Consider the following 18083-nt stretch of genomic DNA (forward strand, 5'->3'; position numbering starts at 1 on the left):
GGCGCAATCCTGACCTTCAACGACCCCGGCCTCATCTTCATCGGCAGCGGTTCCTTTGCCGGCCTGCCGACGCCGGTGGTGATCTGGCTGGTCTTCGGCATATTGATCGCGGTGCTCGTCCGGTGCACCGCGCTCGGCATGCTGATCGAGGCGATCGGCGTCAATCGCAAGGCGAGCACGCTGTCCGGCGTGCTGACGCCGGTACTCCTGATCGCCGCCTATGTCGTTTCCGGGCTCTGCGCCGCCATCACCGGCATCATCGCCGCCGCCGATATCCGCGGTGCGGATGCCAACAATGCCGGTCTGTGGCTGGAGCTCGACGCCATTCTCGCGGTCGTCGTCGGCGGCACGTCGCTGCTTGGCGGCCGCTTCAGCATCGCCGCATCTGTGCTCGGCGCCATCATCATCCAGGCGATCAACACCGGCATTCTTCTCTCCGGCTTCCCGCCGGAGTTCAACCTGATCATCAAGGCTGCGATCATCGTCTTCATCTTGGTGCTTCAGTCGCCGCGGTTCCGCACCGCCTTTGCCTTCCTCGTGCCGGCGCGCGGCGCGAGAAACCCAAGCGAGCGAGCCGCAAAATGAAGCCCAAATATCTTCCACTCACGGCGACGCTTGTGATCTTCCTGCTCGGCTACGCGCTCTGCGTGGCGCAATATCCGAACATGCTGTCGACACGTGTCATCGGCAATCTTCTGACGGACAACGCCTTTCTCGGTATTGCGGCGGTCGGGATGACCTTCGTCATCATCTCCGGCGGTATCGATCTTTCGATCGGCTCGGTCATCGCCTTTACCGGCGTGTTTCTCGCCGTGGTGCTGGAACACACGAGCATCCACCCGCTCATCGCCTTTGTCATGGTTCTGGCGATCGCGACGCTCTTCGGCGCAGCGATGGGGGCGATCATCCACTATCTGGAAATGCCCGCCTTTATCGTCACGCTGGCCGGCATGTTCCTCGCGCGCGGCATGGCCTTCGTACTGTCGATCGACAGCATTCCGATCAAGCATCCCTTCTACGCGACGCTGAAGGGGCTCTATTTCAAGCTGCCGGGTGGCGGCCGCATCACGCTGATCGGCGGGCTGATGCTGCTCGTCTTCGCGATCGGCATCCTCATCGCGCACCGTACGCGCTTCGGGACCAATGTCTATGCGCTCGGCGGGGGCACGGCGACGGCCCGGTTGATGGGCGTTCCGGTCGCCGCGACGACGATCCGTATCTACGCCTTTTCGGGCCTGCTTGCGGGATTGTCCGGCATCGTCTTTTCGCTCTACACCTCGGCCGGCTACTCGCTTGCCGCGGTCGGCGTCGAACTGGACGCGATCACCGCCGTCGTCATCGGCGGCACGCTTCTGACCGGCGGTTCGGGTTTCGTCGCCGGCACGCTGGTGGGCATCCTCATTCAAGGGTTGATCCAGACCTACATCACCTTCGACGGATCGCTGTCGAGCTGGTGGACGAAGATCCTGATCGGCCTTCTGCTCTTTGCGTTCATCCTGCTTCAGAAAGGCATCATCTTCGTTTCGCGCCAGCGCCAGCAGCGGGCGTGAGGCAGGGGTTGCGCGATGTGGTCATCCCTCCATCAGCCGCGCAAACGCACGAGCCACCGGCTCGTGGTCGAGGAACTCGGCCAGGCGGTCGTCGGAGGGGAGTTCGCCGTCGGGGATATCCTGCCCGGCGATGCGGAGTTGGCTGCGCGCTTCAACGTTTCCCGCACCGTCCTGCGCGAGGCGATGAAGACACTAGCCGCCAAGGGCCTCGTCGTCGCTCGCGCTCGCATCGGTACGCGCGTCATGCCGCGGGCGAACTGGAACCTGTTCGATGGTGACGTGCTTTCCTGGCATTTCCGGGCCGGCGTCGACGAGGAGTTCCTCAGCCATGTCAGCGAGGTTCGCCTGGCGCTGGAACCCTATGCGGCCGGCCTGGCGGCGCGGCGCGCCACGGACGCCGATATCTCCCAGATGATGCGGCTGGCGGTCGCCATGGGCGATGCGGGGCACAGCGCGCAGACGCTGGCGCGCGCCGATCTTGAATTCCACCTTCGGCTGCTCGAGGCTTCGCTCAACCCGTTCATGCAGACCGTCGGCAGCCTGATCGAGGCGGCGCTGATCGGCGTTTTCCGCTTGAGCAACGCGGCCACCGACGGCGCCGAGATCGATCGCGTCGCCGTCGCGCATATCCGCATTGTCGAGGAAATTCGGCTGCGCAATGAAGAAGGCGCCCGAAGCGCGATGGAGCACGTGATCCGTGTGGGACAGCAGCAGCTGATCGCAAATATGAGAGCGCGCGACTGACCGTACAGGTGTGCGCGCCGCGAGCCGCTATGCGGCTTTGTTTTCCCGCCGTCTGCGCGTAGGCTGCAGCCACCGGCACGAAAAGATGCCGGGACAGGGCAGCCGGAGAACTCGGGTGACGGGACAGGATGTGCTGATTGTCGGCGCAGGGCCGACCGGGCTGGTGCTTGCTCTCTGGCTGACCGCCCAGGGGGCAAAGGTCCGCATCATCGACAAGAACGCCGGTCCCGGCCCAACGTCACGGGCGATGGTGGTGCATGCCCGCACACTTGAGCTCTATCGCCAACTCGATCTGGCGACGGCCGTGATCGAGGCCGGACACCGCAACCCGTCGGTCAATCTCTGGGCGAAAGGCAAGGCCAAGGCACGGATATCCTTCAACCCGACCGGTGCGAAGCTGACACCCTATCCGTTTGTCCTTGTTTATCCGCAGGATCATCACGAGCGCCTGTTGGCGGAGCGGCTGGAAGCGATCGGCGTCACGGTCGAGCGCCAGACCGAACTGGTCGACTTCGAGGACGCCGGCGACCGGATCACGGCGCGTCTCCGTTTGCCTGACGGCAGCGAGGAGATTTCAACGGCGCGATACCTCGCGGGATGTGATGGCGCCCGCTCGCCGGTCCGCCACAAGCTCGCGATCGGGTTCGAGGGCGGGACCTATCAGCAGACCTTCTACGTCGCCGATGTCGAGGCGAGCGGGCCTGCGGCCAATGGCGAGGTGCATCTGTCGCTCGAAAGCAGCGACTTCGTTGCCCTGCTCGCCTATGCCGAGGGACGGGGACGGCTGATCGGCCTCGTGCGCGACGAACGGGAGGACGCGGCCGCGCTTACCTTTCAAGATGTCAGCCACCGCGCCATCGAGAGCCTGAAACTCACCATCGATCGGGTCAACTGGTTTTCCACCTATCGTGTCCACCATCGTGTAGCCGACCGCTTTCGCCGGGGGCGCGTTTTCCTGGTCGGCGACGCTGCCCATGTGCACAGTCCGGTCGGCGGCCAGGGCATGAATACCGGCATCGGCGATGCGATCAATCTCGCCTGGAAGCTCGCTGCGGTCTTGAAGGATCAAGCATCCGACACGCTCCTCGACAGCTATGAAGGCGAACGCATTGGTTTCGCGCGCCAGCTCGTAGAGACGACCGATCGGTTGTTTACCTTCGTGACGGCCGAGGGCCGCATCGCGGATTTCCTGCGTGTCGAGATCGCTCCGGCTCTCGCAAGTTTCGCCTACCGTATCGGCCGCGTCCGCGAACTTCTGTTCCGGATGCTCTCGCAAACCCAGTTGAACTATCGCGGTGGGCCTTTGAGCCGCAGCAATGCCGGCTGGGTGGAGGGTGGAGACCGGCTGCCCTGGATCCCGGCGAACGGTCTCGACAACTACGCGCCGCTTGCCGCCATCAGCTGGCAGGTTCACGTCTATGGAGCGGCGTCCGGCGATTTGAAACAATGGTGCGCGACACGCCATGTGCCGCTTCATATCTTCCCCTGGACCGAGGCGCACGCGATCGCGGGCCTGGTCATGGATGCGGCCTATCTCCTGCGGCCGGATACCTATGTGGCGCTGGCCGCCTCAGAGCACGCAGCGGATGCTTTCGAGGCCTATCTGTCGGAAGTGGGGATCACTCGGCCCTGACGCTCGTCCTCGCCACAGGACATTCCGCCGTTAGTTCGTCGGGATTTGGCAGGCGTCAAATGACGGAATTGACGAAACAAAGATGGGGCCAGGCCGGCCCCGTCTTGTTCGCATGGATAGGGTCGCCGGACCTAGCTGTGGCTGGTCGGCGTCGGGCCCTCGTCCCCTGTCGCGCCGGCTTCAGGCGGTCTCTCTGCCGGGTGCCTGGAAATGCCGGCGAGCCTGTGGCCGCGCTCGCGCAGCCATTGGAAGACGACATAGAGTGCCGGGATGACGAAGATGCCGACAAGTGCTGCGGCGAGCATGCCGCCGGCAACGCCGGTGCCGACCGCGCGGCGGCTGAGTTCGCCGGCGCCTCTGGCGACCACCAGCGGCACCAGCCCGACGATGAAGGCGAAGCTCGTCATCATCACTGCGCGGAAACGGGCGCGGGCGCCTTCGATCGCCGCATCGACGATCGACGCTCCGGCTTCGCGGTGGGCTTTGGCGAACTCGACGATCAGGATTGCGTTCTTCGAGGCAAGCGCGATCAGCACGACGAGGCCGATCTGGGCGTAGATGTCGAAGGAAAGACCGGCGACGAGCACCGAAAGCAGCGCGCCGGAAACGCCGAAGGCGACCGACAGCAGCACCGGCACGGGAATCGTCCAGCTTTCATAGAGTGCGACGAGGAAGAGGTAGGCAAAGAGCACCGCCATCGCCAGGATGGCGGTCGTCTTGCCAGCCGCTTCCAGTTCCTGCAACGCGGTTCCCGTCCATTCGTAGCTGTAGCCGGGCGGCAAGGTCGAAGCCGACAGCGCCTCCATGGCGGCGAGCGCTTCGCCTGAGGAATGACCGGCGGACGGCTGGCCGTTCAACGTGATCGAGCGGTAGTTGTTGTAGCGGACGATCGACTGCGGACCGACGATGTAGTCGACCTTGGCGACCGAGGCGACCGGCACCATGTCGCCATTGGCGTTGCGCACATGCAGACGCTGGATGTCGTCGACAGCATTGCGGTCCGCCTGCGCCGCCTGCATCGTCACCTTCCAGGTGCGGCCGAAGAGGTTGAAGTCGTTGACGTAGTAGCTGCCGAGCGTGCCCTGCAACGTGGTGAACAGGTCGCTGACCGAAACTCCGAGCGACTGCAGGCGATCTCGGTCGATGTTGAGATAGAGCTGCGGCGAGCTGGCCGAATAGGTGGTGAAGGTTGGGCCAAGTGCCGGGTTCTGGTTGGCGGCTATGATCAGCCCGCCTGCCGTGGCTGCGAGATCGGCAACCGATCGACCCTGCAGGTCGAGCAGCTGGTATTCGAAGCCGGACCCGGTGCCGAGGCCCATGATCGGCGGCAGGTTGAACGCGAAGATCTGCGCGCCACGGATCGTCTGGCCCTTGGCCATGGTCGTGCGGATCGCGGCCTCGACTCCGGAGGATGCCGTGAGGCGCTCGGCGAAGGGCTTCATGGTGACGATGGCAAAAGCGGAGTTCGATTTCGAGAGGCCGTCCAGGAAGGAATAGCCGGTGACCGTGATCACGTTGGCGACACCCTCGATGCCGCCAAGCATCGTCTCCACCTGCTTTACCACCGCATCGGTGCGGTTGTAGGAGGCGCCCTCGGGCAGGCGGATTTCGGTGAAGAAGGCGCCCTGGTCTTCCGCCGGCAGGAAGCCGGTCGGCACGACCTTGAAGAGCAGGCCCGTGGCGACGAAGGCGGCCGCGAGCAACACGAGGCCGATGATCGCCCGGCGGGCTATGTGCCCGGCGACAAAGGCATAGCCGTCGCGTCCTTTGTCGATGGTACGCGAGATATAGCCAAGAACGCCGCGCTTCGGCCCGTGGTGCGGCTTCAAAAGCACCGCGCAGAGCGCCGGGCTCAGCGTCAGCGCGTTGATCGCCGAGATCACCATCGACACCGACACGGCGACGGCGAACTGTTGAAACAGTTGGCCGCTCAAGCCCGGGATGAAGGCGACCGGAACGAAGACCGAGAGCAGCACCAGCGTGATCGCGACGATGGCGCCGGTGATTTCACCCATGGCGCGCCGGGCAGCCTCGGCCGCCGAGAGGCCGGGGTTCTCCTCCATTACCCGCTCGACGTTTTCGACCACCACGATCGCGTCGTCGACGACGATACCGATCGCCAGAACCAGGGCAAGCAGCGACACGGTGTTGAGCGAGAAACCCATGGCGAGAAGCACTGCGAAGGTGCCGATCAGCGCGACAGGAACTGCGACAAGAGGGATCAGCGTTGCCCGCCAGTTACCGAGGAACAGGAAGACGATGATGATGACGAGGACAAAGGCCTCGAGCAGTGTTTCCTCGACGTTGTCGACGCTCGCTTCGACGAACTGCGCCGTGTCGTAGGAGACCGAATAGGTGAGTCCCGGCGGGAAGGATTTCGACAATCGTTCCATCGCCTCCTGCACGCCCCTGGCGGCGGCAAGCGCATTGGCGCCCGGGGCCTGATAGGTGCCGATCATGGCGACTGGCTTGCCGTTGATCCGCGCATTGGAATCGGAGCTGGCAGCCCCGAGCTCGACACGTGCGACGTCGCGGATGCGCACATAGGACCCGTCGGGCTTTGCGCGCAGCACCACATCCTCGAACTGTTTGGGATCGGTGAGGCGGCCTTGCGTCTGAAGGTTCAGCTGGAACAGCGGGTCGTCGGTCATCGGCTGGGCGCCGATGCGGCCGATGGCCGCCTGCACGTTCTGCGCTTTCAGCGCGTTGATCACGTCGGTCGGCGTCAGGTCCAGGCTGGTCATGCGGTCGATGTCGAGCACGACGCGCATGGAATAGTCTTGAGCGCCGAAAAGCTGGGCGTCACCGACGCCGGGCACACGCTTGACGGTATCGAGCACGTTGATCGTGGCGTAGTTGGACAGAAACAGTGAATCGAAGTTCTGCTTCTCGTCCGCCGCAAAGATGGTGATCACCTGCATCAGCGCCGAGGACTTCTTGCGCACGCTGACGCCGCTCTGCTTGACTTCTGCCGGCAGGCCGGCTTCGGCAAGCGACACGCGGTTCTGTACGTTGACGGTGGCGATATCAGGGTCGGTGCCGACCGCAAAGGTGACGGTCAGCGTATAGGAGCCATCGGCGCCGCTGGTCGATTTCATGTAGAGCATGTCATCGACGCCGACGACCTTGCTCTCGATCGGCTGGGCGACGGTGGTTTCCACCACGTCGGCGCCAGCGCCGGGATAACTTGCCGTGACGCTGACCTGCGGCGGCACGATGTCGGGAAACTGCGCGATCGGCAGACGGGTGAGCGCAAGCAGGCCCGCCAGCGTCAGCACGATGGAGATGACCGTGGCGAAGCGCGGGCGATCGATGAAGATCTCTGAAATCATCGCTTAGCCACCTGCTGCCGTGGCCGCATCGACCGTGATGCCCGGCCGGACCTTGCCCGCCCCCTCGGTAATGACGTTCTCGCCTTCCTTCAGGCCCTTGCTGATGACAGCCTGGCCGCGCGTGTTGCGCGCGACATCGACACGGCGAAGCTCCACCTTGGAACTCGAGTCGACCACCAGCACGAAGGCGCCCTGCTGGTCGCGCTGGATCGCCTGCTGCGGCACGGCGAGCACGTCCTGCTTGTCGGATTGCTCAAGCACGATGCGCACCAGCGCGCCATCGAGAAGAATGCTGTCCGGGTTGGGGAATTCGGCGCGCACGATCACCGTGTCCGTGCCTTGCGAGACATTACTGGCGACGAAGTTGATCGTGCCTTTCTGCTTGTATTCGGTGCCGTTCGGGAGCCCAAGCCCGACATTGGCGCCGCCGCTGATCTCGCCCTTCAGCACGCGCTCGCGATAGGTGAGGTAGAGCGCCGTCGCCACGGGAAATTGGACATAGATCGGATCGAGCCGGGTCAGCGTTACCAGCGGTCCGCTGTCCGGACCGACGAGCGCACCGACGTCGGCCGCCGTCAAGCCGACGATGCCGTCGAACGGGGCCATGATCTTCGTGTAGGAGAGGTTGAGGTCGGCGTTGTCCTTGCTGCCCTTGAGCCGTATCAGGTCGCCCTCGGCTTTCCTGACTTCGGCATGGGCCTCGTCGACCTTGGCCTGGGAGATGGTCTTGGTGGTGAGCAACTGTTCGGCGCGAGCGCGCTCGAGGATCGCGAGTTCCTTGGCGGCTTCGGCCGCCTCGATCTGCCCTTCGATCTCCTGCACGGCAGCGCGATAGGCGCCGTCTTCGACCTGGTAGAGCTCCGTCCCGGCCGTCACCTTTTGCCCTTCGGTGAAGTTGACCGCCTGGAGGAAGCCCGAGACGCGGGCGCGAATGTCGACCTTCTGGATGGCCGTAACCTTGCCGGTCAGATCCACGCTCTCGCGCAGATCCATGATTGCAGCCGGTGCCACGACGACGGCCGGTGCCTGCTGGGCAAACGCCGTTTGCGTGGAAACCGCGACGGTGACAAGCAATGCAGATGAAAGTGAAAGGGCAAGAATTCTCGAACGACGCATGCAACGTTCCCCCTGAACGAAACAGCTGGAGATAACTTAAGTCGCCTTGGCAGTCCTCATTGCATTGAAATCAGAACATGTTCTCCGCGCCAAGTCACGCAATTACTGGTTGATTTAAGCGCGAGCTTGCGAAGACAGCGAATATGCGGGCGAAGGAAGGCGTCAAAGAGAACTTGTCACAAAAGCAATGATTTGCGCGGCCTGTGCCCCTCAACGCAAAACGGGCTCGACATCCCGGAATGATCGGGTTTCGGTTGAATATCCTGCTTGACTGCGATCGTTTAACGTGTGGTGGGTGGTCGCCGTCGATCGGTGGGACTGCAACCTTAGGTGGGAAAATCTGCGAGATTCCTGCCGAACAGGTCCCGGCCTTGCGCCGGGACCTGCGGTCGGTATTGCGCTCAGACCGGTCAGACCAGGTCGAAGCGGTCTGCGTTCATCACCTTGTTCCAGGCGGCCACGAAGTCACGCACGAACTTCTGCTTGGCATCCGCCTGGCCGTAGACTTCGGCGATGGCCCGGAGCTGCGAGTTCGAACCGAAGACGAGATCGACGCGGGTGGCCGTCCACTTGACGTCACCAGTCTTGCGGTCTCGGCCTTCGAAGACGTCCTTCGCATCCGACGTAGCCGTCCAGGCCGTGCCCATGTCGAGCAGGTTGACGAAGAAGTCGTTGCTGAGCGTTCCGGCACGATCGGTGAAGACGCCGTGCTTGGCCTGATCGTGGTTCGCGCCAAGAGCCCGCAGGCCCCCGACGAGAACGGTCATCTCCGGTGCGGTCAGCGTCAGCAGCTGGGCCTTGTCGATCAGCAGCTCTTCCGGCGAAACCGCATACTGGGTGCGCTGGTAGTTGCGAAAGCCATCGGCGATCGGCTCGAGGACCGCGAAGGAGTCGACATCGGTCTGCTCCTGCGTGGCATCTGCGCGACCCGGCGCAAAGGCGACGTCGATGTCATGGCCGGCAGCCTTTGCAGCCTTCTCGATGGCAGCGGCGCCGCCGAGCACGATCAGGTCGGCGAGCGACACTTTCTTGCCGCCGGACTGGGCGTCGTTGAAGCCACGCTGGATGCCTTCGAGAACCTCCAGAACCTTTGCCAGTTGCGCCGGCTGGTTGACCTGCCAGTCCTTCTGCGGAGCAAGGCGGATGCGGGCACCGTTGGCGCCGCCGCGCTTGTCCGAGCCGCGGAAGGTCGAGGCGGATGCCCAGGCTGTCGAAACGAGTTCGGAGACCGAAAGGCCCGAAGCGAGGATCTTGGCCTTGAGGTCGGCGATATCCTTGGCGTCGACGAGCGCATGATCGACGGCCGGAATCGGATCCTGCCAGATCAGCTCTTCGGCCGGGACTTCCGGGCCGAGATAGCGGGCGCGCGGACCCATGTCGCGGTGGGTCAGCTTGTACCAGGCGCGGGCGAAGGCGTCCGCGAAGGCATCCGGGTTCTCGTAGAAGTGTCTTGCGACCTTCTCGTAGGCCGGATCGACGCGCAGCGCCAGGTCGGTCGTCAGCATCGACGGCGCGTGGCGCTTCGACTTGTCATGCGCGTCCGGGACCGTGCCGGCGCCCATGCCGTGTTTCGGCGTCCACTGGTGTGCGCCCGCCGGGCTCTTCGTCAGTTCCCATTCGTAGCCGAAGAGGTTCCAGAAGAAGTTGTTGCTCCACTTGGTCGGCGTCGTCGTCCAGGTGACTTCGAGACCGCTAGTGATGGTGTCGCCGCCACGGCCGCTGCCGTAGGTGCTTGCCCAGCCGAGGCCCTGTTCCTCGATGCCGGCGCCTTCCGGCTCGCGACCGACATTGGCCGCATCACCGGCGCCGTGGGTCTTGCCGAAGGTATGGCCGCCGGCGATCAGCGCCACGGTTTCCTCGTCGTTCATGGCCATGCGCGCGAAGGTTTCGCGGATGTCCCGGGCCGCAGCGAGCGGGTCCGGGTTGCCGTTCGGGCCTTCCGGATTGACGTAGATCAGGCCCATCTGCACGGCAGCGAGCGGGTTTTCGAGGTCGCGATCGCCGGAATAGCGCTTGTCGTCGAGCCAGGTCTTTTCCGTGCCCCAGTAGATGTCCTCTTCCGGCTCCCACACGTCGGGGCGGCCGCCGGCGAAGCCGAAAGTCTTGAAGCCCATGGATTCGAGTGCGCAGTTGCCGGCGAGGATCATCAGGTCGGCCCAGGAGATGCTGTTGCCGTATTTCTGCTTGATCGGCCAGAGCAGGCGGCGCGCCTTGTCGAGGTTGGCGTTGTCGGGCCAGCTGTTGAGCGGCGCAAAGCGCTGCTGTCCGGCACCGGCGCCGCCACGGCCGTCACCGGTGCGGTAGGTGCCGGCACTGTGCCAGGCCATGCGGATGAACAACGGGCCATAGTGACCGAAGTCGGCCGGCCACCAATCCTGCGAATCGGTCATCAGCGCGAAGAGGTCCTTCTTCACCGCCGGCAGGTCGAGCTTCCTGAATTCCTCGGCGTAGTTGAAGGCTTCGCCCATCGGATCGGAAAGGGAGGAACTCTGGTGCAGGATTTTCAGGTTTAGCTGGTTCGGCCACCAGTCCCGGTTCGAGGTGCCGGCGGATTGAGCGCTCGTCTGAGCTCCGTGCATGACGGGACATTTGCCCGTTTTGTCGGCTTTCGCGTCCATTTCTATCTCCCTTTACGATGACGTGAATTGTGCTGATCAGAGGAAAGGCAGGCCGTGCGGGCCAACGGTGTGCCGGGCCCGGCTAGCGGCATTCTTTGTGCCGTCTGTGGTTGTCGTTCCGCGAAGCGGTCTCGCCACTGGCTGCGTCTCCCTCATTGCGCGGCGACTCTATCAAAGTGGTTTCATTAATTTAAGTTGGATTTCCTGATGGTGACGATAAGGCAATCCTATGGCTAATGAACGGCGGGCAACGGGCGCATGCTCGCAGTCCTCCATGGATCTTTGATGACGCGCGAGCGCTTCGCCGATTGCAGCCCATACAAGAATATTGGTGCACTGCACTCCCGCCAAACTTGCGGAAGAAAGCGCCAATCGTTAGTCACACCGCAACGACTCAACGCTTTCCATTTTTCGCGTGGTGAAAGGACAGACATCGTGGCTGAGACAGAAATTGGGGCCGGCAAGGGCCGTCGCAAAGCGCTTTGGGCTGCTGTCGCGGTGATCGCGATCGCAGCCGCCGGCGTCGTCGGCGGCAAGTTCATGCTCGAAAGGACGGTCGACAGATTCATTGCTGATCGCGGCGGCAAGGCCGGCTCCGTCGAAGCGGATTTCCTCGGACGGGTTCATTTGCGTGACGTGACGCTCCCCTTCGCCGATGGCGTCAGCGCGCGTATCGCGGCAATCGACGGCCGTCCGAAGATTTTCTCGCTGAGCGGCAAGCTCGACGTGAAGGGCCTGGAGCTCGACCTCAAGGCCGCCAAGCTTTCCGTGCCGGCGGCAACGCTGGAAGATCCCGACTTTTTCGCAGCGGGCCTGACGGCAAGCGGGGAAAAGGCTGACCTGCTGAAGCGCATCGAGCGCTTCGCGGCAAAGCAGGTCTCCGCGCCGGAAGTCGCCATCGTTCAGAACGTTGCAGGCGCCGAGCAGAAGACGGTCTACAAGGATGTCCGGCTCGAGGATATCGCCAGCGGCCGCGTCGCGCGCTATTCGGCGAGCGGCGCCACGTTCGCCTTTGCCATGGATCTTCCTGATGGCGAAGGGGCAACGAAGCGGGAAAAGATGGACGGCACCATGGGCGCCGTCACCGGTGAGAGCTTCGATGTGGCCTACATGGCCCGCATCTATACGCAGAAGTCCGGTCCCGAGGACAAGGAGCCGAAGCTGCTCTACGGCCCGATCTCGGTAAAGAACCTTGCCTTCTCCGACAGCAAGTCGCGATTCGGTTATGACGAAGTGCGCAGCAGCGGTCTCAGCGTCCGCATGCCGACCGAGCCGCTTCTCGAAACGCTCGAGAAGCTCCAGGCGGTCAACGACCCGGAAGCCCTGCCGCCGGCGGAACGCCAGGTATTCTTCAAGCGCATCCTTTCGCTGGTCGACATGCTGGCAAAGGGCGACATGGAGCTGCTCGGCCTGAAGATGGAAGTGCCGGAACAGGCAAACACCGAAGGCAAGCTCGTGAAGCTCGCCGTCGACAAGATGGCGTTCCAGCTCAACGGCCGCAGTTTCGATGGCACGATGAACGGTGTCACTGCGGGCGAGGGGATCGACTACTTCAAGTTTGCCGAAGCCAGCATCAAGGGTTTCTCCTGGGCTCCGACCATGGAAGCACTGACGAAGCTTGCGGGACTGAAGGAGGAGGAGTTCGAAACCTTCCCCTACACGACGCTGATGCCGGAATTCGGGACGATCCGGATCGCCGGGCTCGACGTGGACATGCCCGGCAGCGACCCGGCAGCCGTGACGGACAGCGAAGCCATCGAGGACGACAGCGCGACCGAAACCGAGGTCGATCCGTCGGCCAGCGCCGAACAGGCGCCCGAAGCCGAGCAGGTGCCGGATCAGACGACAGACGGCGAAGCCGCCAGCGACGCGGCGGTCCCCGGCGATCCGGCAGAAGACTCGACGGCCGAGGCGCCCGCAGAGCAGTCGGCGGATGAAGCCACCGACGGCGAAGCCGCGAGCGACGCGGAGATCGCTGGTGAAGTGGCGGAAGACCCGATGGCCCAGGCGCCCGTAGAGCAGTCGGCAGTCCCGTCCGTTCCGGAACGCGTTCGTTTCACGCTCGACACCTATGAAATCGCGCTGACGAAGCCGCGCAACGGCATTCCGACGGATGTCCGCGTCAGCTACCGCGATCTCAGCGTTCCGATCCCTGCGGACACGCAGGAGGAGGGCTTCAAGACGCTGCGCAAGATCGGCCTCGACAAGCTGGTCTTCTCGTCCAACGTCGAACTGTCGTGGGATGAGCCCAACGAGAACTTCGTCATCAAGCAGATTTCGCTGGATGGCAAGGACCTGGGCAGCCTCTCCTTCTCCGGCGTCATGGGCGGCGCTTCGAAAGACTTCTTCTCCGGCGACCTGAATGCCGCGCAGATCGCGATGTTCGGTCTTACTGCCCGCGAAGTCACGCTCAAGCTCGAGGACAAGGGCATCATGGCCAAGGGCATCAAGCTTTATGCCGAGGACAACCACATGACCGAGGACAGCGTTCGCGGCCTGCTCGTGTTGATGACCAGCGCCGGCGTGCAGCATTTTGCCGCCACCCAGCCGAAGCTGCAGGACGCCGCAACGGCGTTCACCCAGTTCATCAGCAAGCCCGGCACTTTCACGCTGAAGGTCAAGGCCAAGGATGAGGCGGGTGTCGGTGCGCTCGAACTGATGGGAGCTGCCGAGAACCCGGCGCTTCTGCTCGAGAAGGTCGATCTCGAAGCGACCGCACAGTAAATCGATCGCGGGCCGCCTCAGTCGATGCGGTCCGCATCACTTCTGCCCGCGGGATGTTGAAGGAGTTCCCGCAGCGCCATCATTTCCTCGCGTCCGACTTCATGCCTGCCACGATTGTAGAGCGCTCGGACATCTGCCTTCTGCCCTGCCAGATAGTCGACCAAGCGCTCCGTGAGCGCCAAGGGGCGGCTCGGATCATTTTGGCTGCCGGCGACCAGGATCGGTTTGCCCTCAAGTTCGGCGTTGCCGGATGGCACCCAGGAAACGAGGGGATGCAGCAGGGCCGCCCGGTCGAACAGATCGGGATGCTTGACCAGAAGCCCAGCGAGAACAGTCGCCCCTGAAGAGTAGCCGATACCGTAGGCGGCGCTGTCCGGGTAGAGACGCCGTACTTCACCGACATCTTTCGCCAGGTCTTCGATGGCAGCAGCGAATGCGTCCATATCGCCCAAGGCGTCGCCGATCGGGGGAGGGGGCGCCGCATCGGCATTGGCTGCGCATCTGTTGAAGGAAAACACCCGTGCATCTGGCAGCGCGGTGGCGATCAGCGCGCCGATCGGATCGCCCGGAGCAGGATTGTGAAAGGCGAAGACGATCGGCGCATCGGGCCTGGGCGCTTTTCTTTGTTCGCTGGAAAATGAGATTGTCATGCCGTCGCTCCCGTAACAGGAGAAGACCGAAGGGCCGTCGGAGGCAGCATTCACGCTTGCCCCATCTCTGCCAGCCCGTCACGCGCTTCTCCGATCAAAGGATCGGCGGAATCATAGCTAAACTGAATAGCAGTAATATTAACTATATTATTTCAATTATTGCAATTATAGCGCATGAGCGATTGGAACGATATACGGGGTTTCGGCGCGGTCATCGAAAGCTGGCGCGCCGCCGCGTAAGCTCCGTTGTTTCGCAGCCGCCAGGATCGTCGCAAGGCTTGCTGAAAATGGCGAAGGCATCGCACTTTTGCCGCTCTATCGTCGAGGACGCGCTGGCAACGGGCTTAAGCAGATCCTCGTCGGCTGGGAGGCGGCCGCTCAGGGTTGCCAAGTTCTCCGATTTCTTCGAAAGCTACGTTACCGAGACGCGGCCCCTTTAACGCAGCCGGATCACGCGGCGGGGGGGCTAGTCAAAACAGAGCCGTTTGCGGCTAAATGTGAGCAAAGGATACAAGAAATTAGGGACGGCACACCCCATGTTTCCTCGGATATGAGCGGCAATTGCGAGATCGTCCCCTGCGCCTACGCCAAAGGGTCGATTCGAGGCGGGTGGCGCCCGAGGAGTGAACTCCATCGCCAGGAGGCGGGGGTGGACGGACGATGACAGAGGCAAATGGCATAGGAGCATATTTCGGCGAGCCCAAGGCGCCGTTTCTCATGGTGCGGCCCGTCCGCGACGCCCGGTTTTCGGTGACGCGCCTGCAGTGCCGGCTGAAGGGGGAATTGAGCCGCATCGTTTCGCTGCCCGCCGACGATGCCTACTTCCTGATGTTCTATTTCAAGGATGTGATGCATAGCGACGTGGTGCCGGGCGAAAGCGAAAGTGAAATTCGCCGCTACCGGCAGGGGTCGGTCTGCCTCGTCGACCTCGTCGAGGGTGCCAGTATCCGGCTTGTGAGCGATCTCGATTCACTCGCTTTCCATTTGCCGCGGGCCTTGTTTCGCGAAGTTTCCACGTTTTCGCATGCGCCCGCCGCCACCAGTCTCCGGTGCCGCCGCGGCGAGGTCGACGACGTCATGCACAATCTCGCCTTGGCGCTGTTGCCCCTTCTTGCCGAAAACGAGAGTGAACCAGGTGCCGTGTTACAGCACATCGCAGTCGCCATCTGCGCGCACCTTCTGCATTCCTACCCGGATCGAGCCAACGCGTCCGGCGGCCCCGATCTCTCCGTATGGCAGGAGAAGGCCGTGAAGGACTTCATGATCGACCATTGGGCAAAGGACTTTTCGTTTGCCTCAGCGGCGGCGACCGCGAACCTGCCGGAGGAGGTTTTTACCGCGGCCTTTGCATCCGCGACCGGGCAGACGCCGGAAGAGTGGCTGATGCGGTACCGGATCGCCCGCGCCAAGCGCTATCTGATAGAGGAGGGATGGTCGTTGAGCAAAACCGCTACCAGCTGCGGCTATGCCGACGAGGCCCGGTTCATTGAAGCCTTTCGCCAGGTGACCGGCGTGACGCCCGACATCTGGCGCGCGCGCTGGCTGCAGTGAGGGGGCTATGCTGACCTTCGACCCTCAGCAATGCATCGCTGGATTTGCCTCTTCATTGCGACAGCCAACCGTTGTAGCATCTGCCCGGCCGCTGAAGCGGGCGGCCGAGCTGGAAATCGGGAGACCCTGACCGATGGCCTTGCAAGAGGGACTGAGCGCAGACGAGGGCACACCGCGTCCTACCGTCAAACGGATCAGCGCCGGCGACATCACCGTCACGAGAACCTTCTCGGATCGCTTCGATCTGGAGCCCGGGCCACTGATCCCGGTCGCCGACGCCTTCAACGTCATCATCCAGATGCGTGACTTCGAGGCGCACCGCCTGTGGCGGCGCGGCGAACTCGTCTATGAGGGCGGGCACCCCAAGGCCTCGCTTGCGATCACCGATCTTCGCGACCAATGGCAGTGCCACCATCTGTCGCCCTTCGACAATGTCCGCTTCCACATCCCCTTTGCTTCCATGCGGAGCTTCACCGAAAGGGCCGGGCGCGGTGAGTATGTGTCGCTGTCTCCCGTGCAGGGACGCGTGGATCCGGTGATGTTCGGCCTCGCTCAGGCGCTGCTGCCCTCGCTCGACGAGCCGGACCGGGCCAATCTGCTGTTCGTCGAACAGATCAATCTTGCCGCGCTGGCTCACCTCAGCCAGGCCTATGGCGGCTTGCATTTCCCTGTCGACAAGAAGGGTACGCTGGCGCCATGGCAGGAGAGGCTGGCGACGGAGTTTCTGGTCGCCCATTTCAACACACCGTTCTCGATCGGCGATCTCGCTGCCCAGTGCGAGCTCTCGCGCAGCTACTTCAACAAGGCTTTCAAGGAAAGCTTCGGGCGCACGCCGTCCAGGTGGCTGTCCGAATATCGGATCGCGCGGGTCAAGGAGTGTCTGCTTCAGGACACCCCCCTGGCTGAAATCGCTATCCACTGCGGGTTTGCCGACCAGAGCCACATGACCCGGGTTTTCACCAGCCAGACGGGCGAGACGCCGGCGCGCTTCCGGAAAAAGAACCGGTCCGTCATCGTCGCTGTGGATCGACCTCCGCAATAGCGTGGAAAGAGGGCGCGCCCTCGTGCAAAATTTTCAAAACAGATGAAAAACGTGCAAGAATGATGCGGCGGCCGGGGCAATCATAGGGCCGCTCCTGCAAACGATCTGGTGAATCCGAGAGTGAATTGCGTGCACGTTTCCCATGCGCACGGCGATCCGCATCCTTCGTTTTCATCGTCACGGCAGGAGGCGTTGCCGGGTAGTCTCGACACACAGGAGCGAAGACGATGACGAATGCTTCCTCTGCCTCAGCCGGAGCGCGACCGCGCGACAGTCTCGGATGCTCGCTCGACCTGCTCGATGACAACAGGACGATCGAAGGCCGAGATGTGGTCTTCCATCGCAAGCGGTCGACAGCGGGACCGCCGGGCCAGGTGACGACGCCTGGCAACGGGCGTGGCTATCTGATCGGCCTGTCGCTTGTGGGCGGTCATAGCCGCCGGGTTTTCGGAGCGCATCACACTGCGACCCAGGAGTTCGGCCAAAACGCGATCTACGTCAGGAACTTTGCCGACGATTACAAGGCGGATCTCAAAGGGTCCTTCGATTTCACCTTGCTCGAAATCGGCCACTGTGCGCTGGAGCGCATCGCTGACGCCGCAAATGTTTCCGGCGTCAGCGAGCTACGGTCCGTTTCCGCCTCGCCCGATCCGGTCCTCGGCGGCATGCTCGGCGCCCTGTTTGCGTCGGTAGACGGTCACACGGATCGAAGCGCGCTCTTCGTCGACCAGCTCTCGGTGGCGATCGGCGTGCATATGGTGCGGCAGTACGGCAATGGCCGCGGCGACAGCTTGGCCGGGGGGCGCAGGCTCTCCCAGCGCTGCCAGGAAAAGATCCGCGATCTGGTGCAAGCCCGGCTCGATGGCGAGCTCACGGTCGAGGAATTGGCCCAAACATGCAATCTGTCGCAGGCGGCTTTTCTGCGTGCCTTTCGCGAGACCATGGGCAGCACGCCCTACCGCTGGCTGCTGCAGCAGAGGATCGAAAAGGCCAAGGACCTGCTGCAGTTTTCTCCCACATCCCTGAGTGAAATTGCCGTCGTCTGCGGCTTTTCGGACCAGAGCCACTTTACCCGGGCCTTCGCGCAGGCGGCGGGGGCGACGCCCCGCCAGTGGCGGCGCAG

The 18083-nt window shown here is 63.2% G+C and carries 12 protein-coding genes; 8 read left to right on the forward strand and 4 right to left on the reverse strand.

Annotation, left to right across the window (positions count from 1 at the left end; genetic code table 11):
• From I8N66_RS03290 to I8N66_RS03305, 4 genes are all read left to right on the forward strand, one after another.
• Positions 1–585, forward strand: a 585-nt coding sequence (locus I8N66_RS03290; RefSeq protein ID WP_291149619.1) for an ABC transporter permease, incomplete at its 5' end; no start/stop codon positions are given.
• The gene (gene yjfF / locus I8N66_RS03295; protein ID WP_291149622.1) at positions 582–1550 is read left to right on the forward strand and encodes a galactofuranose ABC transporter, permease protein YjfF; all 969 of its coding nucleotides are present in this window, start codon (positions 582–584) and stop codon (positions 1548–1550) included. The genes I8N66_RS03290 and yjfF, both read left to right, overlap by 4 nt.
• A 15-nt stretch (positions 1551–1565) precedes the next feature.
• Positions 1566–2294: a FadR/GntR family transcriptional regulator gene (locus I8N66_RS03300; RefSeq protein WP_291149625.1), complete on the forward strand. Its 729-nt coding sequence runs from the start codon at positions 1566–1568 to the stop codon at positions 2292–2294.
• Between the two features lie 115 nt (positions 2295–2409).
• Positions 2410–3927: an FAD-dependent monooxygenase gene (locus I8N66_RS03305; protein WP_291149628.1), complete on the forward strand. Its 1518-nt coding sequence runs from the start codon at positions 2410–2412 to the stop codon at positions 3925–3927.
• 131 nt (positions 3928–4058) lie between these two features.
• Here the strand turns inward: I8N66_RS03305 and I8N66_RS03310 are convergent, their stop codons facing one another.
• The 3 genes from I8N66_RS03310 to katG form a co-directional block, all read right to left on the reverse strand.
• A complete protein-coding gene (locus I8N66_RS03310; protein WP_291149631.1) occupies positions 4059–7259 on the reverse strand; it encodes a multidrug efflux RND transporter permease subunit in 3201 nt (1066 codons plus the stop codon).
• 3 nt (positions 7260–7262) lie between these two features.
• Positions 7263–8375, reverse strand: coding sequence for an efflux RND transporter periplasmic adaptor subunit (locus I8N66_RS03315; RefSeq protein WP_291149634.1), 1113 nt, complete (start codon positions 8373–8375; stop codon positions 7263–7265).
• Between the two features lie 410 nt (positions 8376–8785).
• On the reverse strand, positions 8786–10993 hold the full coding sequence (katG, locus tag I8N66_RS03320) for a catalase/peroxidase HPI (protein WP_291149637.1): 2208 nt from the start codon (positions 10991–10993) through the stop codon (positions 8786–8788).
• A gap of 435 nt (positions 10994–11428) precedes the next feature.
• Between katG and I8N66_RS03325 the strand changes: the two genes are divergently transcribed.
• Positions 11429–13717 carry a hypothetical protein gene (locus I8N66_RS03325; RefSeq protein ID WP_291149639.1) on the forward strand — a complete coding sequence of 763 codons (2289 nt, stop codon included), beginning with the start codon at positions 11429–11431 and terminating at the stop codon, positions 13715–13717.
• Between the two features lie 17 nt (positions 13718–13734).
• Here I8N66_RS03325 and I8N66_RS03330 read toward each other — a convergent pair whose 3' ends face one another.
• A complete protein-coding gene (locus I8N66_RS03330) occupies positions 13735–14421 on the reverse strand; it encodes an alpha/beta hydrolase (protein ID WP_291149642.1) in 687 nt (228 codons plus the stop codon).
• Between the two features lie 606 nt (positions 14422–15027).
• Here I8N66_RS03330 and I8N66_RS03335 point away from each other — a divergent pair.
• From I8N66_RS03335 to I8N66_RS03345, 3 genes are all read left to right on the forward strand, one after another.
• Positions 15028–15918 carry a helix-turn-helix transcriptional regulator gene (locus I8N66_RS03335; RefSeq protein ID WP_291149645.1) on the forward strand — a complete coding sequence of 297 codons (891 nt, stop codon included), beginning with the start codon at positions 15028–15030 and terminating at the stop codon, positions 15916–15918.
• A 133-nt stretch (positions 15919–16051) separates the two neighbouring features.
• Entirely contained in the window at positions 16052–16960 is a 909-nt protein-coding gene (locus tag I8N66_RS03340; RefSeq protein WP_291149648.1) for an AraC family transcriptional regulator, read from the forward strand.
• Positions 16961–17187: 227 nt separating this feature from the next.
• On the forward strand, positions 17188–18083 hold an 896-nt coding region (locus I8N66_RS03345), incomplete at its 3' end, for an AraC family transcriptional regulator (protein ID WP_291149651.1).

It is taken from the genome of Ensifer sp. SSB1 (assembly GCF_016652895.1).
GTDB lineage: Bacteria > Pseudomonadota > Alphaproteobacteria > Rhizobiales > Rhizobiaceae > Ensifer.